Below are 26,240 nucleotides of genomic sequence, written 5' to 3'. Positions count from 1 at the left end.
TATGTAAAAACCGGAGACGCTCGCAACATCCCCGGTTTCATTATCCGGCATTCCTTTAATAATCACTGTAAGACCATTTAAGTACTACCAAACACTACAAAAGTATGCATTTCGATTGTAATGTAATGGCCCGCTGTGTGCGCGGGCAATCAACCAAAATTTGCCTGGTTATGAAATTGACCGCCCTACTTATTCTGGTTACCTGTCTGCACGTTGCTGCTGCAGGATATTCTCAGAAGGTGACCTTAACGGTTAAGGAAGCGCCGCTCCAAAAAGTGTTTGCTGAGATCATCACTCAGACAGGGGTATCCATCGTTTACTCTGAAAAGGTATTGTCCAACACAGTGCCCGTATCTTTCCAGGTAAAAGATGCCAATGTACAGGATGTGCTGGACCTATGCCTTAAAAATCAACAGGTCTCCTATTCGCTGGAGGGCAGCAGCTTCGTGATCCACAAAGTAAAGACCCCTGCTGTGGCCATGGCCGATACCACTATTACCGTATCAGGCAGGGTAAGCACTCCGGGAGGTGCTGGTTTACCAGGTGCCACGGTGATTGTAAAAGGCTCCCGCAGAGGTACACAATCGGATGCAGAGGGTCGTTTCACCCTTCATAATCTGAATAAGTCCGATGTACTGGTGATCAGCAATATTGGCTTCGCTACCAAAGAATATCCCGTTGCCGGCGTACGTGGCAGTATCACTATTCTCATGGAAGAAGATACCAAAAAGTTCAACGAAGTAGTGGTAGTAGGTTATAGTGATAAAAAGAAAGGGGAACTGACCAGCGCTGTAGCAGTCGTGAACGCTGAGAAACTGAAAGATGTGACCACTAACGACCTCGGTAGTATGCTGCAGGGCAAGGTGGCCGGTCTGCAGGTGGTGAACGGCTCCGGTGCACCGGGTGCTGCTTCTGAAATCAGGCTGCGTGGCGTATCTTCTGTAAATGCATCGCAGACACCACTGGTGGTAGTAGATGGTATCATCGGCGGTAATTACGATCCTAATGATGTGGAAAACGTAACAGTGCTGAAAGATGCAGGTGCTACTGCCATGTATGGTTCACAGGCAAATGCCGGTGTCATCATCGTGACTACCAAGAAAGCAAAACTGGGTAAAACACAGTTCGAGGCAAAAGTAACCACCGGTCTCCGCAAGCCTGATTTTGGCAAGATGAAGATGATGAACAGCAGCGAACTGTACGAACACCAGAAAGAATATTACCGTGATTATATTCCGGGCACCACGAACAACTCCTATAAAATTGACATCCTCAAATTCTATAGTGAACGTCCGAAAACCCTGCAGGGGCAGGACTATAGCTGGTTAAATACCATGTTCAGCACAGTGCCTATGCAGAACGTATATATCTCTGCCAGCGGTAGCACTGAAAAGAATGACTACTATACAGCACTCACTTATTATAATGAAAAAGGTACTTTCATGAACTCCGGTTATCAGCGTGTGAACCTGCGTGCAAACTCTACCTATCGTTTCACCAAAGATGTGTCTATAACCAACAATATCAACATCAGCGGTACCAGTGGCAAGTCTTACAACTATGAAGATGTATATTACGCCTACCTGGGCATGCCATGGGATAACCCCTATAACGCAGACGGATCACCGAAATATGTAGATGGTAGTTCCTCCTTCAAATGGTGGTCAAGGGATAGAACAAACCCGGTGCATACCGTTGCCAATTCTTCCCATCCCTACAAGTCTTTCGATGTGAATTATGACCTGGGCCTGAATGTAAACATCACTCCCTGGTTATCCTTCAGCAGCAGCAACCGTGGTGCGGTCAACTACAGCAAATCAAAAGATTTCTATTCACCGGAAACAGTGGCTTATCACAACGATGGTTATCTCTACGAATATAGCACCCTGAGATACGGTTTTATTTCCAACGATCTCCTGAAATTTAAGTTCAGGTTTGGAGATCACTCCCTTACAGGTTTAGCTGGTGTCGCCATTGAAAACAGCAAAACAGAAGTACTGGGTGGGTCCGGCAGGGGCTTACCTTTAGGCTTGCAGGTACTGAATGTAGTATCTAATACACAACAGGTATATGGTTCTGCCGATCAGTCAATCATCCAGTCACTCATCTCACAGGTGAGCTATGGTTATAAAGAGAAATACTTCCTGACAGGATCTTTCCGTATAGATGGATCTACTGCTTTCCCTACCAATAAGCGTTATGGTTCCTTCCCCGCGGTATCAGCAGCGTGGGTACTCAGCAACGAAGATTTTATGAAGGATAGCAGGTTTGTAAACAACCTGAAACTGAGAGGTAGTTTTGGTGTGACCGGTACACAGGATATTGGCGCAGGCCGTTACCTGGGTCTCTACTCGCTGAACAGCCAGTATAATGGCTCTACAGCAGCGACACCTTCACAGTTGCCAAGTCCGAACCTGACCTGGGAAAGCAAACAACAGATCAACGTAGGGGTGGATCTGAGTGTGCTCAGCAACCGCCTGAACATCACGGCAGATGCCTATAATAATATTACCAAGAACCTCCTCCTGCAGGTATCACAACCGCTCTCAGTGGGTTTTGAACAACGTTGGGAAAACGTAGGCCAGGTAGTGAACAATGGTATTGAACTGGGCATCAATTCAGTAAATATCCATTCAAAAGATTTTGAGTGGAGCACAGACCTCAGTGTGAACGTGAATACCAATAAACTGCGCCAGCTGCCCAGCAGCATTACCCGTACACAGTCTACCTGGAGTATATCACAGATCTATCGCAACGACGGTAACCTGTATGAATTCTACATGCCTAAATGGCTGGGTGTAAACAAGGAAACCGGTGCCCCGCAGTGGGAAGTAGTGAACTACGATGCAAATGGTAAGGTGACCAGCCGTGAAGCGACTTCAGACTATGCCAGTGCTACCTACCAGGAAGTGGGCTCCGCATTGCCTAAGTTCCAGGGTGGTTTCTCTTCTACCTGGAAGTACAAAGGCATCAGCCTGAGTGTGAATACGTACTTCATTACCGGCAACAAAGTATTCAGTAATTCACTGCGTTTTGTGGAAAATGATGGTAACGAACCTTATTATAACCAGATCGTATTGCCAAAAGATCATAAGATCTGGACCAAACCGGGAGATGATGCGACAGAGCCTAGTCCGCAGAATGCTGCTAACTCTACCGAAACATCTACCCGTTACCTGAAAGATGGTAGTTTCTTCTCCATCCGCAATATCGCACTGGCTTATCAGCTGCCTGGATCATTGGTGAAAAAATGGTTGCTGAACGATGTGACGGTATCCCTGACAGCAGATAACGTATATACATTTACTAAGTTCCTGGGTCAGGACCCTAATACATCTATCACCTCCAGTGCTTATGTGATGCCGGGTGTTTCGGATTTCAAATATCCCAACAACCGCCAGTTTCTGTTTAACATCAACATCAGGTTTTAGTTAAAAACTATCAGGCCATGAGAACAAGATTTTTCTTTATCATACTAATCCTACCTGCCTTTCTGACCAGTTGTTTGAAAGATGTGAGTCCCAGCGATGCGCTGACGACAGATAATCTGACCAGTACTGTGACTGGTATGAAGAACGCGCTGAACGGCGCCTATGCTTTGTTCAAGGACCATATGGATTTTGCCGGTGGCAAGGACGACAACAATATGTACCTGCGCCAGTATTTCCAGATGAATGATTTTGCCAGTGATGATATCGTGTGCGGGCAAACGACGACGGATGCTTTCTATTATAGTTTCTCACTGGCACATACGCCCACGCAGACGAACAGCCGTTTCTTCTGGTATGTGTCTTACAAGATCATCAGCGATGCAAATACTGTACTGGCGGCAGCTGCTAAGATTGAGAACCCGGGTGATGAAATAAAGCAGATGATCGGGGAATGTTATTTCCTGCGGGCATGGGCTACCCTTGGTTTAGCTCGTTTCTATGCCAAACCATATACACAGGATCCTGGTGCACCGGGTGTAATTTTGCGTACTTCTATCAGCGATCCTTCTTCCAAAGCAAGATCTACAGTGGCAGAAACTTATGCACAGATCATCTCTGATGCTGAAATGGCAGCCAGTCTGATGAATACTTCCCGTGGTGTGCAGTATGCTTCCAAAGAAGCGGCTTATGCATTGCTGTCCAGAACATTCCTGTACGAGGATAACACGGACAGTACTACCTATTATTCCAACCTGGTGATCAATTCAGGTCGCTTTACGCTGGAGACGGCAACAGGTTATCCATCTATGTTTGCCAATGCCACCTCCAGTACAGAAACCATTTTCTGTATTGCATTCACAACAGTAGATGATTATAAAAAAGCATCTATTGCCTCTATGATTTATACTGATGGAACATCGGGCTGGGGTGAGGAATTTGCAACTACTTCGCTGAGAGATACCATGTCAGCATTTGCTGATAAGGATGTACGCTGGAACTATATCGTGCCATTCAAAGATGCAGATGGAAATGTAACAAAGAAGAATGGTATCGAAATGTATATGATTGGGAAATTCTCTGGTCAGGGTAATAGTCCGACCTTAAGTTCACCGATCCTGTTCCGTTTGGCAGAGATGTACCTGAACAGGGCAGAGGCAGCAGCGAAGGCTGGCAATACGACAGCAGCCCTGGCAGATGTAAACATGATCCGTAAAAACCGTGGCCTGGAAGCTGCGCAATATTCAGCAGTACCTGCGGGCAAAACCATCCTGGACGTAGTGCTGAAAGAAAGAAGGATAGAACTGGCATTTGAAGGGCATCGCGCATTTGATGTATACCGCAATAAACTGGCGATGAACCGCACCTATTGGGGCTATCACCTGCCGGGTCTGAAAGAATCTGATATCAATCTGTCTGTATTGCCGACCAATTATGATAACATGATCATTAACTGGGACAATACAAAGACCATCTATTATATCCCGATAGATGAGATGCAGACGAATACTTTGTGCACACAGAATCCTTAACTCTTAAAGCCGTAGATCATGCGTTTGAATAAAAATATGATGATAGCTCTGATACTGCTGGTAGTAGCAGGAGCCTGTAAGAAAGATAAAAGCTCAGCATCTGCTGATTTGTTTTATGAAGTGGTGATAAATGGTTACAATGTGACATTCACCAATCAAACTACCGGTGCCACCTCTTACAAATGGGATTTCGGTGATGGTGAATCATCTACCGAAGCCAGCCCGGTACACGCCTATCCTGGCAAAGGAAAGTACGTACCTACCCTGTATGCTTATACCAGTGATGGTAGGGTGACAGAGGGTTCTACCGTCGTGAATATCGCGAAGACATCGCCTATAAAACTGGATGATAATAGCCTGGCAGACTGGGATACCATCTCTACATTTGTAGTGACGCCTGCTGCATCGGAAACCTACTTTAAGAAGGCGAAGTTTGATTACGATGCGAATTATATCTATTGCTATTTCGAAGTGAAATCAACAAAGGCAGCGAATGATATTTTTGATATCTACCTGGATTCAGATAATAATCCTGGTGTTGGTTATGCCACAGGCACCTTCCTGGATGCGGGTATGGATGTACTGATAGAAGGAACCCTGTTGGATCCTTCGACTGTGCCACCTGCTATGTACAACTATGCGGGTACCAATAATTCATGGAACTGGAATGATTCAGGTGCATCAGAATTCTATTTGATAGGCAGCACCCAGCAGGATGGTACTACCCTGAAATATGAGATGCGTTTTTCAAGAAATAAAATCAAAAACCTGCCTGCATCTACAGGATTCAGAATAGGTATACAGGCGTCTAAGAATGACTGGTCTGTAACTTATGGCTCACTGCCTGGATCCGGCGTAGCTGCTTACCAGGTTGTATTTGAATAAGTTTTTGCCGTAGCTGGTAAAGGGGGGCAGGGAGGCATTAATTTGCATGACCTGCCCTTTTTGTTTAACATTAAAGAAAAATTCATGAGGGCGATATGTTTATTATTCCCCGTTATACTGGTGGCCGGATCCTGTGATAAAACCAGCGGAGGAGAAAATAATGTGGGCAAGGATAGTACCACCATTACCTATACTGCCAGCACAGAAGATTTTACAAATCCCGAGAGGGGTTTTTATCGGTATTCTGAAACCACGGTTGATAATTTCACGGCACTGGATGCGGGTACCTTAGCCACTTACAAGAGTGGTACAATGCCTTCGGGTGGTACATTCAGTGTGATGAGTACATTGGTATTCCGTTATTTTATTATGAGCGGGTATACAGGCAAAGCATTGCCGGCAGCATTTCTGACCAATCTTAGCAAAGACTTTGCAACCGCACGTGCAGCGGGTATAAAACTGATACCAAGGTTTACGTATACGATCAGTGTCACAGCGGGTACCTGTTCAGAGGGCTGGATTTGCACGCCTTATGGAGATGCGCCGAAGAGTATCGTGTTAAGTCATATCGCACAGCTGAAACCTATCCTGCAGGCAAATGCAGATGTGATAGCCACCCTGCAGTTAGGATTTATAGGTGTATGGGGTGAGAATTTTTACACCGACTATTTTGGCGATGCATCTTCGAATGGGCAGAAACAATTGCTGGATCAGAACTGGAAGGATAGATCAGAAGTATTAAAGGCGATGCTGGATGCATTGCCACAGGATAGAATGGTGCAGATCCGTTTACCACAGCTGAAGCAGAAATTTGTATATGGCGCGAGTGCATTACCTACAGCCAGTGCAATGACTGCAGAAGAAGCGGCTAGCGGCACAGACAAGGCAAGAATTGGGTATCATAATGACTGTTTCCTGTCCAGCGCAAATGATTACGGCACCTTTGCAGATTATGGCAGTTCATCTTCCACACCTGTAGAAGCGACAACAGCTATGCGCAATTTCACTTCCATGGATAGTAAGTATGTGGTAGTAGGAGGGGAGACCTGTAGTGATGAATATAGTCCGCAAAATGATTGCGAACCTACGGGTCATGCAGAGCAGGAGTTCAGTGACATGCACTATAGTTTCCTGAATGCAGATTATAATGCAGCCGTCAACAATGACTGGCAAACGGGTGGATGCCTGGATAATATCAAGCGTAAATTAGGATACAGGCTGGTATTGAAAGATGCAAGTTTTTTATCCTCTACAGATTCATTAGCAGCTACTATCCACCTACAGAATGTGGGTTATGCGGCACCTTACAATCCACGGCCGGTGCAGTTATTATTGCGTAATATGGCAACGAAGAAAATAGATTCGCTCACCTTTATCACAGAAGTGCGTAAATGGGTAACTGGTGATGTGACGTTGAGACAATCTTTTAAATTACCTTCGGGTATGCCAGCGGGTACCTATGAGTTATTGCTGAATTTACCGGATGGATATAATTCGCTGCGCAATATGCCTGCTTATAGTATTCGCCTGGCAAATAACAATGTTTGGGAATCCACAACAGGTTACAATAACCTGAACCATAAGATCACAATTCAATAATATGATAAAATCTTCCGGACGTTTATTATCACTGGATGTAATGCGGGGAATCATCATGATCTTGTTGGCAGGAGAGAGCTGCCGGGTCTATGATAGTCTGCATGAAGTGTGGCCGAATGCCTTCATCGTGCAGTTTTTTCATCATCCCTGGCATGGCATTCATTTCTGGGATTTGGTACAGCCGGCCTTTATGTTTATGGCGGGTACAGCGATGTATATTTCTTATGAGAGCAAGCTGAGAAAAGGGCTAAGCTGGTCGCAGAATTTTAAGCATATCCTGATACGGAGTCTGAAGCTTTTTATCTGTGGGGTAGGCTTGCATTGCATTTATGCAGGGAAACCCGTATGGGAGTTATGGAATGTACTGACCCAATTAGCATTTACGAGCATCATCGCCTACCTGTTTATCCGCAATTCCTTTACGGTACAGGTCATTGTCGGATTATTATTGATTATCCTCAATGATGTATTGTACAGAACTATTTTAGTGCCGGGCTTTGATCAGCCTTTTGTGGAGTACCACAATTTCGGCGCATATATGGATACGGTCTTAATGGGGAAGATCAATACAGATGGCTGGGTGGCGATCAATATTATCCCAACGGCGGCGCATACCCTGTGGGGAATGGCAGCAGGAAAATTACTGACTACTTCCCGTACAGGTACGCAGAAGACCATGACCCTTGTAGTGGCGGGTGTGGCAGGCTTGATATTAGGTTTTGCGGCAGACTGGTTAGAGATATCCCCGATTATCAAAAGGATTGCAACAGCAGGATTTGTATTGGCATCAGCGGGATGGGTCTTATTGATCTTATCTTTTCTGTATTGGTGGATTGATATTAAGGAGCACAGTAAATACACCTGGGTCGCAGTAGTCGTGGGCATGAATGCGATCTTCATCTATTTGTTCTTTGAAACGGTAGGCGCGCAATGGGTGAACGGAGTAGTGGGGATCTTTGTGCCTTTCAAGGTGTTGGCGGCTTTGGTTACCTGGGGCCTGGAATGGGGATTGTGTTACTGGTTGTATAAGCGGAGTATCTTTTTTAAATTATAAAAACGAGTTGTTGTTATTTTAAAGGGGCCTGACTAAAAAGTAAAATGAAGGCACTGAGAATTGCATAAAATTCATTTCGGCGCCATCATCCACCCGGGAGGGGGTACTCTTTTTAGGCAGCCCCTATTCGGGTTCCTGATGGAATCGTATAGTCTTTTAAACGATCCTCAAGAGGGGGTATTTTTGATATACGCTCCTCTTATCTGAAAATAAGGTTTGTTTTATAAATATCGTTCTTTCAGGATCTGTAGGTGGTGTAATTCATGACCAGCCATAATATACAGGATGGTTCTTACCGAAATAGGATTACCTGCAGAAATTCCTTTGATCGCACCTTGCTCCTCAGTCAGGTTACGGACCAGGTAGTAATTTGCTGTGCGGACTAATTTCATTTCTTCAGCAAGATCCTTAATCGTTCTTTCAATTGCCTGGGAAGTGGCTACATAATCATCCTGATCAAAACCAGGTAAGCCCTGTTGCTCACCCCTGATAAAGGCAAGCAGGCGATATCCAAAGATTCTTTCCGTATCTATAATGTGCCCTATTACTTCCCTGATGGTCCATTTTCCTGGTGCATAGGCATAGTTTCCCTTCTCTTCCGGGATGCTGGTGTAAAAGTCATATCCCTTGTCTTTGAGTTCCAGGATTAGCTGTTGTACAGGGGCATCTCCTACCTGTTTAATATAGTTCATCTGTTGTTCAACGTATTCTCCTGGTTGTGGTTTGGTTGTTATCATGGCGGTAATTTTACCCTAATAATACAAAATAATCACCCTTAAAAATGCAAAATCCCCGCTATTCTGCAGCGCAGACCCTTTCGAAAAAAAAGTATTACATTTCAGATTATCTTGATATTGCTATGAAATGGGGACAATTGGAATTACGTATTCGTTAATCATTTTCGTCTCGTTAAAAGGCATCAGAGACGAAGCCTGCTTTCACCGCTATCCAGCATCATTATACTCATCCTGGTGCGGGGCATATGCTTTATTTACATGGAGACCAGGCATCCACATTTACAGGCCTATTGCGAAAGTTCAAATAATTCTATGAAGAGAGTACTGAAGATCATCTTATTTACCATCCTTACACCTATTGCACTCCTTGCACTATACCTGTTTGCTGCCTGGGGCCTATCCAGGATTACAGTATCTGCCGAACCATCAGGGGATAACAATATTCCAATGTACATCCTTACTAATGGGGTGCATACTGATTTGGTAGTGCCGGTCAGGAGCGCCCAGATCGACTGGAGCAAAAGTGTATTATTCGAAAATACGATCGGGAGGGATACTGCCGCCCAATGGATCGCTTTTGGCTGGGGAGACAAGGGCTTTTACCTGGAAACGCCGACCTGGGCAGACCTGAAGTTCAGCACGGCTTTTAAAGCTGCTACAGGGCTAAGTACAGCCGCCATTCATGCGACTTATTACCGCAATCTCCGCGAAGGCAATGATTGTATTCGTACCAGTATTGACAGCGCTAAATATGCGCGCCTGATAGCATATATACAGGAGAGTTTTAGGAGGGATGCCAATGGACAGATCCTACACATCGTCACAAATGCCAACTATGGCCGGAGTGATGCCTTTTATGAAGCGAAAGGCAGTTACAGTCTTTTTCATACCTGCAATACCTGGGCAAACAACGGCCTCAAAGCATGTGGACAACGTGCCTGCCTCTGGACGCCTTTTGATAAAGGTATCTTTTATCAATACGGGAAATAACCGGTTGTGTTGACGCTTGAATGATTTATTAATCCTAAAAAGAAATTCCTTATAATCTTACAGCATAGTATATGGCTTGATAATAGAGATCAGCTTCTGCGTGCGCAACTCCCTGGCATTTTTTCTTAAATGATAAACGGTGTCATAATACTCGCTGTCATCATACACGAAATCTTCCGGCGCGTTAATAACGGGTATTTGCAGGTTAGTCGCCAGGTCGTTCTGGTATCTTTTAATCACAGCTTTGTTAATCGTATAAGCGTTCCTGGAATAGGTGGGGAATACGAAATAGAGATGTATGCCATTCTCTTTGGCATATTGCGCCAGTGCGTTTATTTTCTGAATACCATCCCAGTACCTGTATTCAAAAGCTTTTTTGTCTTTAATAGTAGCAGGCGCAGGGCGATTCAGGTGTGCCACCACATCCCCATATTCGTTAAATGAAGTGATGGACGCAATCGTCGTTTCTTTTTTAGCACCAAACATTTTCTTAGACAGCTTGTCAAACAACACATCCTTGTTAGTCTTCATCTGCTCGATAATGCCATCCACAAAGATGGGAAAATCATTAATAGCAAGATTTTTCAGGTAGTGCTTTGCCTCGGGATAACTATCAGCCGCTTCTTCATCCAGTTTATAACGACCCTCATCCAGGTAGTATTCCGGGGAAAGGAAAATGTAATCACCTTTTCGTGCACTGTGCTTCAGTTCTGACAACATGAAGTCTAAGCCTAAACCGGCATGGATAGCAAGATTGGTAACGGGTAATTTGATAGAATCTTCAATTTCCCGGCTGTCAATACCATAGGCGACATTGGAACCTCCGGCAAACATGACCCTTGGGCCTTTAAAGCTATTGAGCCTTTCATGTTTTAAACGGATGGCACTCACAAAATTGCCTTCTGCTGACTTTGCATAATTAGCACTTAGCAAAGCCACCAGGCCGCCAAGGATGACTGAAAATATGATAACGCTGACAAGAAACTTTTTCATACTAAAACTGGAAATAAATGAACTGTTGAGGAGAACCTTTGAATATGACAATCGCAAAGATGATCATGAAATAGAAGGACCATCTTACTGGCCTTGGTATTTGTACAGTCATGCCTGCAATAGCATATGGTTGTTCTCTCCCCATCCATTCAATGACAAGAAATATGGCAATGATCACTAACTGTGTTTTTGGAAAAACCTCTGGAGTGCTCAGCAGGGTTTTACTAAACATCCCTTTTATGTAATGAAATGCATAACCGAGACTTTCTGCCCTGAAAAAGATCCAGGCAAATGTGACCTGTGCAAAAGTGATGAGCATCGCGGTCAGTTCTCTGAAAGAGGGAAGCGTTTGCCCTTTGGCAACGATCTCTATATTATTCCTGTTCCTGTTAAATAGTAGTAATGGTAAAAAATATACTGCATTCAATCCTCCCCAGAAAATAAAGGTCCAGTTGGCACCATGCCAGAATCCGCTGAGCAGGAAGATGATAAAGGTATTGCGTACGGCTTGCAGCTTGCCGCCCCGGCTTCCTCCCAGGGGAATGTATACATAATCCTTAAACCAGGAAGAAAGGGAGATATGCCATCTTCTCCAGAATTCAGCAATATCCCGCGAAAAGTATGGATAGTTAAAGTTCTTTAAGAGCTCAAAGCCCAGTAAGCGGGCGGTACCCAATGCAATGTCAGAATAACCGGAGAAATCGCCATAGATCTGGAAGGCAAAGAGGATAGCGCCCAGTACCCGTGTACTTGCATGGAGGTTCGCATTGGAAGAGAAAATTTCATTGGCATACATTGCACTCACATCTGCAATCACAATCTTCTTAAAAAGCCCCCATAGAATTTGTCTTAAGCCATCGCTGGCCTTTTCGAAAGTAAACGTCCTGGGTTGCTGTACCTGTGGCAGCAGATGCGAGGCCCTTTCAATAGGACCTGCTACCAGCAGGGGAAAGAAGCTCACAAACACCGAGTAATCAATCAGGTTCCTGGTAGGTGCACTTCTTCCTTTATAGATATCAATGACGTATGAAAGCCCATGGAAAGTATAAAACGAAATACCTACAGGAAGGATGATCCTGAGCGTCCATACGTTTGCCTGCAAACCAAAATTGAGGAGCATATCCGCAAAGGACTGCACAAAGAAATTATAGTATTTGAAGAAGAGCAGGAAGCCGAGATTAATGGTGATACTGGTGATCAGCCATAACTTTTTCGAGCGGGGAGTAGTGGCTTCACTGATTTTGATACCACTGTAAAAGTCCAGTAATATCGAAAAAGATAGCAGGAAAAGAAAACGATAATCCCAGCAGCCATAAAAGAAGAGGCTGGCAAATAAGATGATTATGTTCTGTAGCCTGGTATTTCCCTTTCCTGCGAACCAATAAAGGAAAAATACTATTGGAAGAAAGATTGCAAACTCTAAGGAGTTAAATAGCATAACAACGCAATATAGAAATGGTTTGATTTGGGTAGTGTCCGAAAGGAAATTATGTAATTAAGTTGGCATCCTATTTATTTAAGAAAAATTGTACTTGATTAAGTAGTGGCCGGTATTTGTTTAGCACTGCATGAATTATTTATTATAGTATCCTATTGTATCTTTGTGCCATGGATACGTTCAACCTGCCAATGGACCTGGTACCGGAAAATGACAATGTGCATATCGTCGCTTATCAGTCTTCAGCGAATGTGGTGAAGAATAAGATCACGATGCATTCGAATCTCTTTAGTTTTCTGCTGGAAGGGGTAAAAACGACCTTTTATGCGGATAAGAGCGCGCAGATTGATCCATCTCAGTTTGTGCTGCTATCTTGTGGTAATTGCATCATGAGCGAGAAAAATGCACCCGAAAATGGCATTTACCGCAGTGTCCTTCTTTTCTTCGACAACAAGATCCTCTCTGACTTCTTTATCAGGTATCCAGGTCTACCACAAGTCCACCTTGAACAGGGCGCTGCTATACCGGAACAAGCTTTTATCACTTTTCACCTGGATCCTTTTTTACGCAACTTCCTGCATTCCCTGGAACTGATGCTGGCAGGCGGCCGGCCTATATCAAGGGCGATGCGGGTACTGAAATTCGAAGAACTGATGCTGTATATGGTGGACAAATATCCGCAGCAGGTACTCAGTCTCCGCACTGCCAACAGGGAGGAATACGATTTTCGTCAGGCGGTGGAGGCGCATATAGAGAACAATATCACCATCGATGAACTGGCATTCCTTTGTAATATGAGTACCTCTACTTTCAAGCGCCGTTTTGCGAAGGTCTATGGCATAGCACCGAGTAAATGGTATTTACAGAAGAGAATGGAAATGGCGGCAACCTTATTATTGAATAACCGCGAGAAACCCAGTGATGTATACCATAAAGTAGGTTACGAGAATCATTCCAGCTTTAGTCAATCCTTTAAACAGGTTTTTGGTTTAACTCCCAGTGAATACCAGCAACAGAAAATGACCGCCTGGCAATAAGTTCTGAGCTGTTAGCTATAAACCTGCTCTCCTGGCTCCCCTAACTTTGTATCAACAAACAAATACGAGGAACTATGAAGAAATTAAGCACCTTATTAGTATTGGCTATTTTCGCCATCCAGGCGCAGGCACAGACCTTTACCTTAAAGAGTAGTGACCTGGGGGGGCAGTTTTCTAACAAACAGTATTTCAATGGCATGGGCTATACAGGTGAAAACCAGTCTCCGGCACTGTCATGGGAGAATGCACCTGCTGGTACCAAGGCTTTTGCAGTAACCATGTATGATTTTGATGCGCCAACAGGTAGTGGGTTCTGGCATTGGGTGGTTTATAATATTCCTGCAGATGTAAAGGAGATCAAAGCAGGTGCGGGTAATCCTGCAAAACAATTATTGCCGGCTGGTACAGTGCAGGGAATGACGGATTTTGGTCAGCCAGGTTATGGTGGTCCTGCACCTGTTCCGGGTTTGCCACATATGTACCTGATTACCGTGTATGCATTAAAGAGCCCCCTGACATTGGACAAAGGTGCGACAGCAGCGTATGTTGGGTTTAATTTAAATATGACCATGCTGGGTAAAGCATCTATTGTAGCTTACGCACAGCACCCATAAAAAATGGATTTCCTGCTTCAACAAAAAATCCTTTTGCTTTCTGCAAAAGGATTTTTTGTTACTATTGAATAGATGTCTTTTTTTGATTCATTTTCTGTACCCAATCCGTTGCGTAAATCACCTGGCCATCATCCGCCAGCCTTTTCATCAACCCTTTCACAAAGCCCTGCACCTTCGCCGGCAATTCATAAAACTCCACATCCACATCTGTCGTCCTGCCGCCATCAAACTCTGAATTCTGATGCCTGATTGCTACCTTCTTCCCCTTATAATACACCAGGATCTTCATGCGTCCATCACTCTTCCCATTTGCCGCCGAACTCCCATACACCAACACAGGATCCACCTCTCCATCTCCATCCAGGTCTTTGATCGTTACATACTTCGTATAGAACCATATACTCTCCTCATATTGCGTAGTCAGTATATGATCATTCATCTCCCATTGCTTCACAAACTGCCCGTTCTCATATTTCAAATTCACTCCTCTTATCTTCGAGTGCAAACTATCGTCGTCACCCATCCCATCAAAACTCTCGCAAATCGGCAGATAATAACTCCCGTTCTTATCTGCAAAACTATACACCAACCTTATCTGAGACTTGAATCCCAGCTGCTGCTGTACATCCTCCGGAAACAATTTCTCCATCTCCTCTCTCAGCAAAATCTTTGTTTGGCTATGCCCATTTATACAAAAAACCAGGGCAAACAATGTAGTAATAATATGCTTCATGCCCTAAATATACAACAGAATCACTTTGCTCTTTCCTGTTCCTGGTCAGCAGTATTATCACTATGATTCCGTTTACGTGCAAACGTTTCTCTGCCAAAGCGATAGGTAAAAGCTAAGCCTATTTTTTGAGAATCAAAGATCCCCCTATGTGTATAGTAACTATCTTTCACCCCCTCAGAATGATCGTTTTGTCCGGCTGAATGGAAGATGTCTTCGGCATTCAATTTCAGGGTAGCCTGGTTATTCCAGAATTTCTTCTGAATACCTGCGTACATAATATACCTTGGGTTAATTACATCCTGTCCGTTTACATTCCTGCCTGAATAATCACCACTTGCCTCTGCACTCCATCCGTGTGATAAATTAAACTGGTTGTACAATCGTACCCTGGCTGAGTATGTGCCGTAATTCATAGGGGCAGCATAGGCCTGTCCATTCAGTTTCATACCACCAGCCATGATATTCACATTCAGATCCCACCATTTAGCAGGGTGCAGGCTGAGGTTCAACAGTACCATAGCGATGTATCCTTTGGCCACATTCTGAGGTTTGGAAATGTAAATATTGTCTACCACATCACTCAGTGTAAAGATGATATCCTTGAACCAGTTGTATTGTACACCCAGGCCCAGCCATTGCTTGTACTGATACTTTAATTCAGTTCTGTAATTCGTTTGTGGACGTAAGTTAGGATTACCTGTTGCATAAGTATAACTATTCTCAAAGGCGACAAATGGATTTAATTGTTGATAATTGGGCCTGTTCACTCTTCTGCCAAGATTCCAGCTCAGGGTATGATTGCCTGCGCTATCCAGTTTATAACTGATGAATACAGTAGGGAATGCCTGTGTATAACTCCGATGAAAGAGGGAAGGCGCAATGGCAGTATTACCCGGTTGTTTGCCCCTAAGGTTGGTATTTTCTATTCTCAATCCTGCCTGTGCGCCCCAGCGTTTCCATTGCTTTCTGGCATTGATATAGGCCGCATTAATGTTCTCATCATAAATGAAGTGATTGGAATTACTATCCACCTGCATGATCTTTTCATTCAAATACCGGGAATCGTAATTATTCTTTACAAAACTGGATTTTACACCTGCCTCGATACCAATGGGGTGCACGTAATCTGCCTTGGCCGCGAAGATCTTCATGTCGGAAAGTAAATTGTAATGAAAGAAATAACTGTCATTATTCAGGTCCTGGAGATCATGGTTATTATAAGTAATATAACTGGCATCAGCAGAGAGTTCATGTCCTTTATCATTGAAGCGGTGCAGGAAATTCATATTACTGCTGAAGTTTTTCCAGGAGGCATCGCTATAGGTAAAGCCTGTACTGCTGCTGTCAGTATTGGTTTTACTGGTATAATCCCTGGTATAAATACTTGGTCTTTGCTGTCCGTTTATCTCAAAGCCGATCACTGTTTTAGCACTCACATTATAGTCCATTCCCAGTCTAAGGCCTTTGGTATTGGACCTGCCTCTTATATGCGAAACGAGATATACATCCAGGTCATTGGTAAAATATTTCCTGTTGGTTTTATCTTCGTCATAAGAAGCATCCCTGCTATAGCTCAGGCTACCAAACCAGTTCATCTTTTTATAATTGTAATTAAGGTTGATGTTGTCGTAGGTTCTTGCATAGATCCCCTGGTTAGCGCTCAGGGAAATATTGCCGGTAAGGCCCAGGATGGTACTTTTCTTTAATCTTAGATTAATGACAGCACCACCACCCGCATCGTATTTAGCGGGAGGGGCATCCATCAGTTCTATTTTGTCGAGGGTGCTGCCGGGTAGGCCTTTCAGGTAGTTAGCCAGATCCTGGCCAGACATATAGGTGGTCCTGCCATTGATTAACACCAATACACCTTTGCCGTTCAGGTTGATGTTGCCATTTTGGTCTACAGTTACGCCGGGTGTTTTATTCAGCACTTCCAGGGTATTACTGCTGGCAGCGCTGATCATAGCATCCACATTTACAACGGTTCTGTCGATATTCTGTTCCAGCAAAGGTTTTTTACTGGTTACCTCAATGGCTTTAAGCTGTACCTGTTTAGGTTTGGTGGTATCCTGTCCATATACCTGGACGAAGGAGAGAAGGGTGATAAAGATGGCGAATGTGGGTCTCATTACTGTGTGATTTTTAGCAAAGATTGTCTGGTAGCGGAGGGAATGGAAATTTTAGTGATGTAAATGGTCATATCCGTGACGAAAACCTTATTTTCAGGGTTCGTCAGTCATTTTCACAGGTTCGTCATTATAAGGTGGCAGATTGGGCGTTCTTACTCATATTTGTACCCTAGAAACACAATTGATATGAAAACGGTGGGTAATCTGAAAATACATTTGACAGCCAGCACGATTGCAGGAATAGTGCTATTCATTGTAATCAGGCAATATGTACATTCGTTCACGACCATGGATGATGAGGAAATTGCTTTTGCGATGACGGTAGGATTCCTGGGGGCTGTATATACTGGCCGTTTCCTTTCCTTATTATTCATCGATGGAAGAAGGCATGTATCCTGGATGACCCTGTTCACCATCTCACTGGTCTTTTTAGTGGCCACCTGTTTCTCTTTTCTTTTTATAGGCAAGGCGATTCAGCGACAGGATTTCTTCCACGATTTCCTGTTCCCGCTGGCATTCCTGACCATGAGTCTGACCCTGGGTATGCTTATCAAACTATATCGTACCCGGATCTATACACACCTGCTGGAGGCCCGGATCCTGGCCGCCAATAGCCAGAGTGAACTGCAAAACCTGCAATCCCAGTTAAGTCCGCATTTCCTGTTCAATACGCTCAATAACATGTATGGGCTGAGTATCACTTCACCGGATAAGGTGCCTGCCCTGCTGCTGCAATTATCCGATCTGCTGCGCTACTCTGTATATGATGCCAAGGAAATGTTTGTACCTTTAAAGGAGGAGCTGAATTACATCAATAACTACATGGAGTTTGAGAAGATCAGGATAGGCGAGCGCCTGCACCTGAATACCATGATAGAACCTTTTGAAGATGTAGGGGAAATGATCGCACCAATGCTCCTGATCGTATTTATAGAAAATGCATTCAAGCATTCTAAAAATACTACCAGCGAAAAGATCTATATAGAGATCATGATCAGGCGCTGGAGCGATACCATCCTCTTCTCAGTAAAAAACTCTAAGGGAGAAACACCCCATGAACGCAGTGGAGGCCTTGGACTGGAGAATGTAAGGAAGCGCTTATCTTTGCTGTACCCTGATCAGTATGACCTGAACATTCAGGAGGAGGATAAATATTTCATGGTACAGCTACAGTTAAAAATAAAGCATGATGAGAAAGATCAATTGCCTGATAGTAGATGATGAGCCGATAGCCCGGCAGATCATACAAACGTATTGTAGTCATTTCCCTGATCTGCATGTCGTGGCTTCCTGCGGGAATGCACTGGAAGCAAAGGCGATTGCCCAGCAGGAAGATATTGAGTTGATCTTTCTCGATATTAATATGCCGGTATTGAATGGACTGGCATTCCTGAGAACCCTGAAGTACCAGCCACAGGTAATTTTCACCACTGCTTATAAAGAATATGCAGTAGAAGCCTTTGAGCTGAATGCAACGGATTACCTCCTGAAACCTTTCTCACTGGAAAGGTTTATTGTAGCGGTGGATAAAGCGATGGAGAAACTGACATCACCTGATTTTACAGTAAGTAAGAAAGAGAATTTCATCTTTATAAAAGCAGATGGAAAGATCTATAAAATCCTCTACGAAGATATTTACTATGCGGAAGCCAGTGGCAACTATACGAAGATCGTCACAAAGCAGCGGACCATTCTGCCTACCATCACGTTCTCTGGTTTTGAAGAGTTATTACCCACTCATTTATTTATCAGGGTGCATCGTTCATTTATCATCAATAAAGGCAGCATTACACATATAGAAGGTAACAGGGCTTTTATCAATAGCACCGAGATCCCTATTGGCAGCAATTACAAAGAGCACTTTTTGAAACAACTGGGATTGTAATATGCCTGGTGATAATCACCTAAGGCCCTGGATGTACTTTCTGGAAATCATTTCATAATTACTATTTATGTATTGATTATCAGCTGGAAATACCTATTTGTGAAATAAGTTCTAGTAAAAGAATACCAGTTCACCACCCTGCATGATTTGTTCATAAGTAATGGCATGTCCTTTTAATTCTTTTCCGTTAAAAAGCATGCTCCTCCTGTTGCCTTTGCGAATAGCTTTCAACTGGAATTTTTTATTGTCAGGCAATAAAATAGTAACACGCTCAAAAATAGGTGTGCACAACTCATAATTATTACTCACCGGGTCTACAGGATAAAAACCCATTGCAGCAAACATATACCAGGCAGACATCTGGCCCGCATCATCATTCCCACTCAAACCGCCCGGGCCATCAGCATATTCTTCTGCCAGGATTTTATGTACGACCTGTGTCGTCTTTTCAGGACTAGCAGTGAAATTGTACATAAAAGGGATCTGATGCCCTGGTTCATTACCATGCCAGTATTCATCCTTAGCAAACAGGCTATCCAATGCCATTTTAAGATTGATCTTTTTCGCCAGGCCAGTTACATCCTGTGGTACATAGAATGTGTATTGTCTGGGTGTACCTTCAGTGATATAAGGTTCTTTCTTATCCCCATTGAAAGGTGAATACCAGCTACCATCTGCATATTTACCCCTGGCCATACCCATGTTGGGATCAATGACATTATTATAGTTCTGAGCGCGTTTTGCCAGGATGTTGTAATCATCTGTTTTACCCAAAGCCTGGGCTACGGTAGACAATGCATAGTCATCATACGCATATTCCAGGGTCCGGCTTACCTGTTCTTTTTTATGAAAGGCCATGGGCACACTATCTTCCATCGGAATGTATCCATATTTCATATAAGTATCCAGGGATCTTCTGCCTTTCCCATTCTTATAATCAGCACCTGCAGACATTTCAAAAGCATTCTTGCGCATCAGTGTATAAGCTGCATTCACATCATAATCTTTGATCCCTTTGTTAAATGCCGATGCAATAAAGGCGGTCGCGTGATCGCCGATCATGGCAGCGGTATAACTATTCCAGCAGGGGAAAATCGGTAACCATCCGCCTTGCTGTCCTTTTAATACTAAGGAGTTGGCTAAGTCATTCACCAGTTTGGGTTGTAGTATTTCAAACAGCGGCAACTGTGCCCTGTAAATATCCCACATGGAATAATCATCGTAATAATTGCCTTTGCTGATCTTTTCATTCTGATAATCGCCTGCAAAGCGTGGATAACTGCCATCTACATCATTGAACAATCGGGGATGCTGCATGGCGTGATAGAAAGCAGTATAGAAAATGCGTTTATCTATTTCTTTCTGTGTTTGTACCTGTATCTGGTTCAGGGCTGTATTCCACACAGCTTCGTTCTTTGCTTTCAGGGCATCAAAATCCCATTCGGGTATTTCAGCTTCCAGGTTTTTACGGGCATTGTCAATGCTGGTAAAAGAAGTGCCGATCCGCACTCTCACCTTTTCGCCTTTTTGCAGGTAGAAAGCGGCATAACCCGGTTTAGCAACAGTGGCCATGGTTTCAATCTGCATCACAAAATAACCGCAGAATCCTGCCGGTTCACCCCATCCCTGGTAAATACGATGTACAGGATTGTAACCTGAAATTTCGCGTCTGTAGGAATGAATATTCACCACGCCTTCTTTTCTGTCACTATTTGGCGTCAGTAACAGGTAGAGGCTATCCGTTTTCTCCATGGAGAACTGGATCATACTACACCTGGCAGTGGCGGTGATTTCGGTAGTCACACCGGGGAGCGTCAGTTTATAATAAGCAGGTGTACTGATTTCTTTGTCGTGGGAGAAAGGAGTAGCATATTCGGCGGTAAAATGCCCTACGATAGGCATAATGGTAAAACTGCCATAGTCCTGCGTACAGGAACCACTTAGCCAGTGAGTACCTCTAAAACCGGTCAGGAGGCTGTCTTTGTAAGTATAGGGAGGAAAACATTTGTTTTCTGTAGTGTTTGTTTGAGGCGTCCATTGCGTCATACCAAAAGGCAGGCCTACAGCCGGAATGGTGTTGGCATAGGATTCAGTGCCGCTGCCATGTTTTCGGGAAGAAGCCGTTGTGCTGGCTGCCGTGCCGGAAAGTGGCTGAACATAACGAAGGAGATCTGATGTTTGTGCATTCACGTTCCCTTGGAACAGGCAGACAATAGCCGTTATTGATACAAATAAGCGCATGGACACAAGTATAAAAAATAATTATGTCATTTTCTCGCGTTGTTTGCTAAATTTGAGATGGCTTTAGGGGTGTTCCTGCTATGGAACTGAGAATTACTCTTTGAACCTGATCCGGTTAGTACCGGCGTAGGGAAAAGCAGCAGCTTAGCGCATGCGTACTCCTGGCCATTATACTATAAAATCTATATGGCATTATGAAGGAGTTTATCAGGGAACAGATTTTGACTGTTCGGAAACAATCCCCGCTGGTTCACAGTATCACAAATTATGTAGTCATGAATAATACTGCCAATGCTTTGCTGGCAGTAGGTGCATCCCCCATTATGGCCCATGCCCATTCGGAAATGGCAGATATGGTGAAGATCGTAGGTGCACTCGTGATCAACATCGGTACCCTGGATGAATACTGGGTAAAGAGTATGGAACTCGCTATCGGACAAGCCAATACCCTGGGCAAACCCTGGATCCTGGACCCTGTTGGGGCAGGTGCTACGCCTTACAGGGATGAAGTATTAAAACAATTACTGGAACTGAAACCCACCATTATCCGGGGCAATGCCTCCGAGATCATGGCCCTGGCCCGTAAGAATGCAGGTCCGACCAAAGGTGTGGACAGCACGGAAGAAAGTGCAGCTGCTGTAGAAGCTGCCCGCTACCTGCAACAGGAATTCGGAAGTGTGGTATGTGTATCAGGAGCGGTAGATATCATTGTAGGTAAAGACACCACTATTTTATTATCAAACGGACACCCGCTGATGGCGAAAGTGACGGGTATGGGGTGTACAGCAACCGCACTCATTGGGGCTTTTGCAGCTGCAAATCCTACAGATCCTTTCTGTGCCACGGTTTCAGCTATGGCTCTCCTGGGTATAGCCGGGGAGAAAGCCGCAAAGCTATCCAATGGCCCGGGCAGCATGCAGGTAAACATCCTGGATCAGTTATATCAACTCACAGATGAAGCGGTGGCTTCACTCATAAAACTGGAAGAAACCCATGTTTAACCGCAGATTATACCTGGTGATCAGCGAGGAATCCTGTAAGGGCAGAGACCTGGTCACCGTGGCGAAAGCCGCTGTAAAGGGAGGCGTAGATCTGATCCAGTTACGGGAAAAGCAATTGGATAACCCGGCATTTTTAGAGCGTGCATTGCGCCTGAAAGAGGCACTTGTAGCATCCAGGGTACCTTTGATCATCAATGACAATTTATGGGTAGCACAGCAATGTTGTGCTGCGGGCATCCATGTAGGCAACAGTGATATACCACCACTGAGCATCAGGGTGCAATGGCCATCCTGCGGTATATTAGGCTATTCCATCGAATATGAAAAGCAGATATATACAGCAGAAGCCAGGGCTTCAGATTACCTGGCGCTGAGCCCGATTTTTGCTACACCCACCAAAACAGATACGGTGACAGAATGGAAACTGGAAGGCATCAGCAAGATCCGTGCATTGACGGATAAGCCACTGGTAGCCATTGGGGCTATTCATGAAGGCAATGCTGCAGATGTGATCAAAGCAGGGGCTGATTGTCTGGCCATTGTATCTGCTATTTGCGGGGCCGCAGATCCTGAAAAAGCAGCAGCTGCTATTCGTCTTCAAATAGAAAAAGCATTATGACAAAATATATAAGTGTGTTAACCATCGCTGGTTCTGATAGCGGGGGAGGGGCAGGCATCCAGGCAGATCTCAAAACCTTTTCTGCCCTGGGTTGCTTTGGCACATCGGCGATTACAGCAATCACAGTACAGAATACATTGGGGGTGAGTGGTATTCATAGTATTCCCCCGGATATTGTGGCAGGGCAGATCCGTGCAGTGATGGACGATATACAGCCTTCCGCAATTAAGATAGGGATGATTCATTCTCCTGAACTGGCCTTGGCAATCGCGGAGACTTTAAAAAGTTATCCGGATCTTCCCGTGGTACTCGATCCTGTTATGGTAGCTACAAGCGGAGATCGCCTGATAGAATCGGAAACTATTGCCATCCTGAAAGAGCAATTATTCCCGCTCGTATCACTGGTTACGCCTAATCTTGACGAAGCTGCTATCCTGGCAAACATACCTTTGCATAATCTTTCTGATATGCACAAAGCAGCAGATATTATCCTGCAGACGGGTTGTAATGCGGTGTTGGTAAAAGGAGGACATCTGGCGGGAAGAGAACTTTTTGATGTATACAAAGACCAGCAGAACAATGTACAGATCATATCCAGTCAGTATATAGATACAGAGAATACACATGGCACTGGTTGTACCTTGTCTGCGGCTATTGCGGCATATTTGGCAAGGGGAGAGAAATTAGGAACGGCGATTGATAAGGCCAGTCAATATATCCATACGGCAATTGCTGCAGGGCAGCATGTACAAACAGGAAAGGGCCATGGTCCTCTGAATCATTTTTTTGCACCGGAAAAATTAATCACGCATGAGATGGAGTGAAAGAGCCTGGCAGCGAACTGCCCATATTTATGATACGATCATCACGATGCCGTTTATCAAAGAACTGGTAGATGGTACATTGCCCATAGAGAAATTCAAGTTTTATATATCGCAGGATGCATTGTACCTCGAACAATTCGGGCGTGCATTGTCGCTGATTGCAGCAAGAGCGTATACAGTAGAGCAGGTATTGCAGTATACCCGTTTTGCAGAAGGCGCTATTGTAGTGGAGAATGCCTTACATGCTGCTTACTTTAGGCAATACGATATAACAGAAAAGGTGAGTGTTTCTCCTTCCTGTCATCATTATACTGGTTTCTTACTGAGCACTTGTGCATTGGCGCCGGTAGAAGTAGCCATGGCAGCAGTACTGCCTTGTTTCTGGATTTATAAGAAAGTAGGGGATTATATTTATGCGCAGCAAACGGCGGCAGATCATCCTTATCGGAACTGGATAGATACTTATGCTGGAGAGGCCTTTGGTGAGCTGGTAAAAAAGGCGATAGACTTTTGTGATGCTGTGGCTACACCTGCGCAGGAGGAGGCGATGCATGCGGCCTATGAGAAAGCCTGCAGGCTGGAGTTTATGTTTTGGGATAGCGCATACAGGCAGGAAAAATGGACTGTTTAGATAGCATATTAATTTGATTTTCATAAAACCGGCCATGGGCCTGTTCTGAATCTTATTGCTGTGTTTTGCTGCAGTAGGATTCGGGTGATTTTTTGTTCATCCAAAATGAAACACGATCATTGCATTAAGTAGTTGGTAGTCCTAATTTTTTCGCTATCTTGAGCGCATGACGCAACAACAAAATCCACGGAAATCTATCGTAATATTCCTGCTGATCACCTTTGCCATTAGTGCTATCTTTTATGCATTTATTATTCATACGGCAAAAATCATGGGTGGCAGAGGTGCATTTGTCACCGGTATGATGTGGAGCCCTGCATTAGGAGCTTTCCTTACTTCACTCATTATTAAAAGACCCATTAGTGCGCTGGCCTGGAAATGGGGAGAGTCCCGTTACCAGCTATGGAGTTACCTGGTACCCTTGTTTTATAGCCTTGCTGCTTACTTAATTATCTGGACGGTAGGATGGGGTACATTCTATGACCGGGAATTTGTAGGAGGTGTAGCCAAATCATTTGGGCTGGAAAAGTTACCCGATGGTTTTGTGATAGCCTTGTATATTCTATTGACAGCGAGCATCGGTATGGTGAGGAGTATGTCTACCGCATTGGGAGAAGAAATAGGCTGGCGGGGCTTCCTCGCTCCTGAGATGTACAAGATCCTGGGCTATACTAAGACGGCATTTATAGTAGGTTGTATTTGGGCACTCTGGCATTTACCTATCCTGCTTTTCGCGGATTATAATAGTGGTACTCCTGCATGGTATGGGTTTTCCTGCTTTTCAATACTGGTGATCAGCGGCAGTTTTATCTTCACCTGGTTTCGTCTGAAATCCGGGAGTCTATGGACGGCGGTGATTTTACATGCCAGCCATAACCTTTTTATTCAGGCCATATTTACCCCACTTACGCTGACATCAGAGAAAACTAAATACTTCTATGATGAATTTGGAATAGTAATTCCTATCTTGAGCATGTTGGTAGCTATTTATCTCTGGACAAGGAGAGGAGAGCTGCCGGCGCCAAAATAAGAACAGCTACATGAATGCATCTACGCGGCCCTTTGTATTATCAGGCGGGGGAGCCAGGGGCTATGCTCACCTGGGAGTACTGAAAGCTTTTGCCGAACACCAAATTACACCATCTGCTATTGCTGCTACAAGTGCCGGTTCTATAGCGGCTGCTTTTATCTGTGACGGGTATACGACAGATGAGGTGAGGGAGATATTCCAGCACAACAAGATCGGGCTTTCAATGGAGTGGCGTAACTGGCGTACAGGTTTGCTCTCGCTGAAAACGGTAGAGAAGGTGTTGACGCAAACCCTGCGGCACAAGAACTTTGAAGATTTAACAACGCCTTTATATATAGCGGCTACCGACTTCAACAGCGGTAAGCAGATGATCTTTGACAAGGGGTCTATCATCCCTGCCGTCTTAGCGGCATCTTCTATTCCTTTATTGTTTCAGCCAATTGTGATAGATGGGATCCCTTATGTAGATGGGGGATTGACGGGCAATCTGCCGGCAGAACCTTTGCTGGAAAAATATGTGGATATCATAGGAGTACATGTGAATCCGCTGACAGAATATCATCCTGAAAATGGTTATCTGGCTAATATAGATCGTACCTTACACCTGGCCATCCGGGAACCGGTGTTGAAAAATAAAGCACATTGTAAGGAGTTCATAGAACCAGCAGGTTTGGGCAAATTTGGGATGTTTGATTTTAAGCACTTTGACGATATTTATAACATTGGCCTGGAGTATACCCGTCAACTAATGCAACAGAAATAAATCTAAAAGGATCTTCCTTCCTGGTACAGGTTCTGTACGGATGATTTTTAAAACTTTAGCCTGCCAGGCATCTCTAA

General features: G+C 44.3%; 22 protein-coding genes and 1 riboswitch. Of the genes, 16 read left to right on the top strand and 6 right to left on the bottom strand.

What is annotated here, in order from left to right; translation table 11 throughout:
- The first annotated feature begins 170 nt into the window (after positions 1-170).
- The 5 genes from U0033_RS14390 (at position 171) to U0033_RS14370 (ending at position 8,498) form a co-directional block, all read left to right on the top strand.
- Complete coding sequence (locus tag U0033_RS14390) at positions 171-3,431, top strand: TonB-dependent receptor (RefSeq protein ID WP_072362603.1); 3,261 nt, start codon at positions 171-173, stop codon at positions 3,429-3,431.
- Positions 3,432-3,448: 17 nt separating this feature from the next.
- The gene (locus U0033_RS14385) at positions 3,449-4,960 is read left to right on the top strand and encodes a RagB/SusD family nutrient uptake outer membrane protein (RefSeq protein WP_072362602.1); all 1,512 of its coding nucleotides are present in this window, start codon (positions 3,449-3,451) and stop codon (positions 4,958-4,960) included.
- A gap of 36 nt (positions 4,961-4,996) precedes the next feature.
- On the top strand, positions 4,997-5,845 hold the full coding sequence (locus U0033_RS14380) for a PKD domain-containing protein (RefSeq protein ID WP_245801797.1): 849 nt from the start codon (positions 4,997-4,999) through the stop codon (positions 5,843-5,845).
- An 84-nt stretch (positions 5,846-5,929) separates the two neighbouring features.
- Entirely contained in the window at positions 5,930-7,444 is a 1,515-nt protein-coding gene (locus U0033_RS14375) for a DUF4832 domain-containing protein (RefSeq protein ID WP_083571605.1), read from the top strand.
- Position 7,445: 1 nt separating this feature from the next.
- A complete protein-coding gene (locus tag U0033_RS14370) occupies positions 7,446-8,498 on the top strand; it encodes an acyltransferase family protein (protein WP_072362600.1) in 1,053 nt (350 codons plus the stop codon).
- Between the two features lie 221 nt (positions 8,499-8,719).
- Here the strand turns inward: U0033_RS14370 and U0033_RS14365 are convergent, their stop codons facing one another.
- Positions 8,720-9,235: a DinB family protein gene (locus U0033_RS14365; RefSeq protein ID WP_245801796.1), complete on the bottom strand. Its 516-nt coding sequence runs from the start codon at positions 9,233-9,235 to the stop codon at positions 8,720-8,722.
- A gap of 312 nt (positions 9,236-9,547) precedes the next feature.
- On the opposite strand from U0033_RS14365, the gene U0033_RS14360 reads away from it, so the two are divergent.
- A complete protein-coding gene (locus tag U0033_RS14360) occupies positions 9,548-10,225 on the top strand; it encodes a TIGR02117 family protein (RefSeq protein WP_072362733.1) in 678 nt (225 codons plus the stop codon).
- A 57-nt stretch (positions 10,226-10,282) separates the two neighbouring features.
- Here U0033_RS14360 and U0033_RS14355 read toward each other — a convergent pair whose 3' ends face one another.
- Together U0033_RS14355 and U0033_RS14350 are read right to left on the bottom strand one after the other, a co-directional pair.
- Positions 10,283-11,218 carry a hypothetical protein gene (locus tag U0033_RS14355; protein ID WP_072362599.1) on the bottom strand — a complete coding sequence of 312 codons (936 nt, stop codon included), beginning with the start codon at positions 11,216-11,218 and terminating at the stop codon, positions 10,283-10,285.
- Between the two features lies 1 nt (position 11,219).
- A complete protein-coding gene (locus U0033_RS14350) occupies positions 11,220-12,656 on the bottom strand; it encodes an MBOAT family O-acyltransferase (RefSeq protein ID WP_072362598.1) in 1,437 nt (478 codons plus the stop codon).
- A 170-nt stretch (positions 12,657-12,826) separates the two neighbouring features.
- Between U0033_RS14350 and U0033_RS14345 the strand changes: the two genes are divergently transcribed.
- Together U0033_RS14345 and U0033_RS14340 are read left to right on the top strand one after the other, a co-directional pair.
- Complete coding sequence (locus U0033_RS14345) at positions 12,827-13,693, top strand: helix-turn-helix domain-containing protein (RefSeq protein ID WP_072362597.1); 867 nt, start codon at positions 12,827-12,829, stop codon at positions 13,691-13,693.
- 74 nt (positions 13,694-13,767) lie between these two features.
- Positions 13,768-14,307 carry a YbhB/YbcL family Raf kinase inhibitor-like protein gene (locus U0033_RS14340; protein WP_072362596.1) on the top strand — a complete coding sequence of 180 codons (540 nt, stop codon included), beginning with the start codon at positions 13,768-13,770 and terminating at the stop codon, positions 14,305-14,307.
- Positions 14,308-14,368: 61 nt separating this feature from the next.
- On the opposite strand, the gene U0033_RS14335 is transcribed toward U0033_RS14340, so the two are convergent.
- Positions 14,369-15,040 (bottom strand): M949_RS01915 family surface polysaccharide biosynthesis protein, encoded by a 672-nt coding sequence (locus tag U0033_RS14335; protein ID WP_072362595.1) that lies wholly within the window; start codon positions 15,038-15,040, stop codon positions 14,369-14,371.
- A 20-nt stretch (positions 15,041-15,060) separates the two neighbouring features.
- Complete coding sequence (locus U0033_RS14330; RefSeq protein WP_072362594.1) at positions 15,061-17,169, bottom strand: outer membrane beta-barrel family protein; 2,109 nt, start codon at positions 17,167-17,169, stop codon at positions 15,061-15,063.
- A 186-nt stretch (positions 17,170-17,355) separates the two neighbouring features.
- Between U0033_RS14330 and U0033_RS14325 the strand changes: the two genes are divergently transcribed.
- Both U0033_RS14325 and U0033_RS14320 read left to right on the top strand, forming a co-directional pair.
- Positions 17,356-18,390 carry a sensor histidine kinase gene (locus U0033_RS14325; RefSeq protein WP_072362593.1) on the top strand — a complete coding sequence of 345 codons (1,035 nt, stop codon included), beginning with the start codon at positions 17,356-17,358 and terminating at the stop codon, positions 18,388-18,390.
- Positions 18,356-19,054: a LytR/AlgR family response regulator transcription factor gene (locus U0033_RS14320; protein ID WP_245801795.1), complete on the top strand. Its 699-nt coding sequence runs from the start codon at positions 18,356-18,358 to the stop codon at positions 19,052-19,054. The genes U0033_RS14325 and U0033_RS14320 overlap by 35 nt, the downstream gene beginning before the upstream one ends.
- 111 nt (positions 19,055-19,165) lie before the next feature.
- On the opposite strand, the gene U0033_RS14315 is transcribed toward U0033_RS14320, so the two are convergent.
- Entirely contained in the window at positions 19,166-21,295 is a 2,130-nt protein-coding gene (locus U0033_RS14315) for a GH92 family glycosyl hydrolase (protein WP_072362591.1), read from the bottom strand.
- A 55-nt stretch (positions 21,296-21,350) separates the two neighbouring features.
- Positions 21,351-21,445, top strand: a riboswitch (TPP riboswitch).
- Between the two features lie 44 nt (positions 21,446-21,489).
- On the opposite strand from U0033_RS14315, the gene thiM reads away from it, so the two are divergent.
- The 6 genes from thiM to U0033_RS14285 all read left to right on the top strand — a co-directional run bounded on the left by thiM (position 21,490) and on the right by U0033_RS14285 (position 26,163).
- Positions 21,490-22,296 (top strand): hydroxyethylthiazole kinase, encoded by an 807-nt coding sequence (gene thiM, locus U0033_RS14310; RefSeq protein WP_072362590.1) that lies wholly within the window; start codon positions 21,490-21,492, stop codon positions 22,294-22,296.
- Positions 22,289-22,915 (top strand): thiamine phosphate synthase, encoded by a 627-nt coding sequence (thiE, locus tag U0033_RS14305; RefSeq protein ID WP_072362589.1) that lies wholly within the window; start codon positions 22,289-22,291, stop codon positions 22,913-22,915. Before thiM ends, thiE begins: the two co-directional genes overlap by 8 nt.
- Entirely contained in the window at positions 22,912-23,739 is an 828-nt protein-coding gene (gene thiD / locus U0033_RS14300) for a bifunctional hydroxymethylpyrimidine kinase/phosphomethylpyrimidine kinase (RefSeq protein ID WP_072362588.1), read from the top strand. The genes thiE and thiD overlap by 4 nt, the downstream gene beginning before the upstream one ends.
- Positions 23,726-24,370, top strand: a complete 645-nt coding sequence (locus tag U0033_RS14295; protein WP_072362587.1) for a TenA family protein — start codon at positions 23,726-23,728, stop codon at positions 24,368-24,370. Before thiD ends, U0033_RS14295 begins: the two co-directional genes overlap by 14 nt.
- Positions 24,371-24,536: 166 nt before the next feature.
- Positions 24,537-25,400 carry a CPBP family intramembrane glutamic endopeptidase gene (locus U0033_RS14290; RefSeq protein WP_072362586.1) on the top strand — a complete coding sequence of 288 codons (864 nt, stop codon included), beginning with the start codon at positions 24,537-24,539 and terminating at the stop codon, positions 25,398-25,400.
- Between the two features lie 10 nt (positions 25,401-25,410).
- Positions 25,411-26,163, top strand: coding sequence for a patatin-like phospholipase family protein (locus tag U0033_RS14285; protein ID WP_072362585.1), 753 nt, complete (start codon positions 25,411-25,413; stop codon positions 26,161-26,163).
- The last annotated feature ends 77 nt before the right edge of the window (positions 26,164-26,240 follow it).

The sequence above is a fragment of the Chitinophaga sancti genome (assembly GCF_034424315.1).
GTDB lineage: Bacteria > Bacteroidota > Bacteroidia > Chitinophagales > Chitinophagaceae > Chitinophaga > Chitinophaga sancti.
This window is presented reverse-complemented; position numbering and strand designations above follow the sequence as displayed.

Coding starts and splice junctions, on each gene's coding strand:
- U0033_RS14390 (WP_072362603.1), top strand. CDS start 171: ATGAAATTGACCGCCCTACTTATTCTGGTTACCTGTCTGCACGTTGCT.
- U0033_RS14385 (WP_072362602.1), top strand. CDS start 3,449: ATGAGAACAAGATTTTTCTTTATCATACTAATCCTACCTGCCTTTCTG.
- U0033_RS14380 (WP_245801797.1), top strand. CDS start 4,997: ATGATGATAGCTCTGATACTGCTGGTAGTAGCAGGAGCCTGTAAGAAA.
- U0033_RS14375 (WP_083571605.1), top strand. CDS start 5,930: ATGAGGGCGATATGTTTATTATTCCCCGTTATACTGGTGGCCGGATCC.
- U0033_RS14370 (WP_072362600.1), top strand. CDS start 7,446: ATGATAAAATCTTCCGGACGTTTATTATCACTGGATGTAATGCGGGGA.
- U0033_RS14365 (WP_245801796.1), bottom strand. CDS start 9,235: ATGATAACAACCAAACCACAACCAGGAGAATACGTTGAACAACAGATG.
- U0033_RS14360 (WP_072362733.1), top strand. CDS start 9,548: ATGAAGAGAGTACTGAAGATCATCTTATTTACCATCCTTACACCTATT.
- U0033_RS14355 (WP_072362599.1), bottom strand. CDS start 11,218: ATGAAAAAGTTTCTTGTCAGCGTTATCATATTTTCAGTCATCCTTGGC.
- U0033_RS14350 (WP_072362598.1), bottom strand. CDS start 12,656: ATGCTATTTAACTCCTTAGAGTTTGCAATCTTTCTTCCAATAGTATTT.
- U0033_RS14345 (WP_072362597.1), top strand. CDS start 12,827: ATGGATACGTTCAACCTGCCAATGGACCTGGTACCGGAAAATGACAAT.
- U0033_RS14340 (WP_072362596.1), top strand. CDS start 13,768: ATGAAGAAATTAAGCACCTTATTAGTATTGGCTATTTTCGCCATCCAG.
- U0033_RS14335 (WP_072362595.1), bottom strand. CDS start 15,040: ATGAAGCATATTATTACTACATTGTTTGCCCTGGTTTTTTGTATAAAT.
- U0033_RS14330 (WP_072362594.1), bottom strand. CDS start 17,169: ATGAGACCCACATTCGCCATCTTTATCACCCTTCTCTCCTTCGTCCAG.
- U0033_RS14325 (WP_072362593.1), top strand. CDS start 17,356: ATGAAAACGGTGGGTAATCTGAAAATACATTTGACAGCCAGCACGATT.
- U0033_RS14320 (WP_245801795.1), top strand. CDS start 18,356: ATGATGAGAAAGATCAATTGCCTGATAGTAGATGATGAGCCGATAGCC.
- U0033_RS14315 (WP_072362591.1), bottom strand. CDS start 21,295: ATGCGCTTATTTGTATCAATAACGGCTATTGTCTGCCTGTTCCAAGGG.
- thiM (WP_072362590.1), top strand. CDS start 21,490: ATGAAGGAGTTTATCAGGGAACAGATTTTGACTGTTCGGAAACAATCC.
- thiE (WP_072362589.1), top strand. CDS start 22,289: ATGTTTAACCGCAGATTATACCTGGTGATCAGCGAGGAATCCTGTAAG.
- thiD (WP_072362588.1), top strand. CDS start 22,912: ATGACAAAATATATAAGTGTGTTAACCATCGCTGGTTCTGATAGCGGG.
- U0033_RS14295 (WP_072362587.1), top strand. CDS start 23,726: ATGAGATGGAGTGAAAGAGCCTGGCAGCGAACTGCCCATATTTATGAT.
- U0033_RS14290 (WP_072362586.1), top strand. CDS start 24,537: ATGACGCAACAACAAAATCCACGGAAATCTATCGTAATATTCCTGCTG.
- U0033_RS14285 (WP_072362585.1), top strand. CDS start 25,411: ATGAATGCATCTACGCGGCCCTTTGTATTATCAGGCGGGGGAGCCAGG.